Source organism: Rheinheimera sediminis, from assembly GCF_004005375.1.
Lineage (GTDB): Bacteria > Pseudomonadota > Gammaproteobacteria > Enterobacterales > Alteromonadaceae > Pararheinheimera.
Map to the genome: position 1 here is coordinate 1 of NZ_RZUF01000078.1, position 793 is coordinate 793.

The 793-nt window shown below is 49.8% G+C and carries 1 protein-coding gene; it reads right to left on the reverse strand.

The window, feature by feature from the left end:
• Positions 1–220: 220 nt before the first annotated feature.
• On the reverse strand, positions 221–793 hold a 573-nt coding region (locus EMM73_RS19820), incomplete at its 5' end, for a transposase (RefSeq protein WP_145987580.1).

Consider the following 793-nt stretch of genomic DNA (forward strand, 5'->3'; position numbering starts at 1 on the left):
TCGCCCCTTATATGGACTCCCCTGAACTATCAACAGAATTTTTTTACACTGGTATAGATGCGCACTTATATACGGGCTTTCGTGAGGAGCTACCTCTGCACCTTCAATGTATTCGCACCATCATGCCTTTTCTACAAAGCGGTTTTCTCAACGCTGTGGGGCGAACAGGCTCTTGATGGTCGGTCTTACCTGTGTTTAAGCATCTGTTTGATAGAACTCGTTACGCCGTTTGCAACGACGCGTTGTAACTCTCTCCACGACTGAGCATCGCCCAGGCTGTGCGGATGGTTTTATTGGCCAGCGCCACTGCCGCAATTCGCTTTCCTCTGCGTTGCATCAGCGCTTTTAACCATATCTCTTTGGCTGTTCTGGCCTCTCGCTTATCTAAATAACTCAGGACGGATATCGCTCCCTGAATAAGCACTGAGCGTAAGCGTTTATGCCCGCTCATTTGACTGATAGAGCCTATTTTTTGCTTACCACCACTGCTGTGCTGAACCGGTGTTAATCCTAAGCATGCGGCCGCATCACGGCCATTTTTAAAGTGCGAGCCATTGCCTATCGCCAACTTTAAACCCAATGCGCCTATCGGACCCACACCTTCGAGCTCTATCAGTGAACGACTTTGTTCATCCTGTATCGTCAACGCCGTTTGCTGTCGCGTCAACTGAGCTAACTCCGCCTCTATGGTCTGAAACAAGGCCCACATCTGAGCCATGCTTTCACGAAAGCTCATCGGTACGTCATTTTCACCATCTTCCAGCACTTCGGGTATCGCAGACCGCAAGGCTGC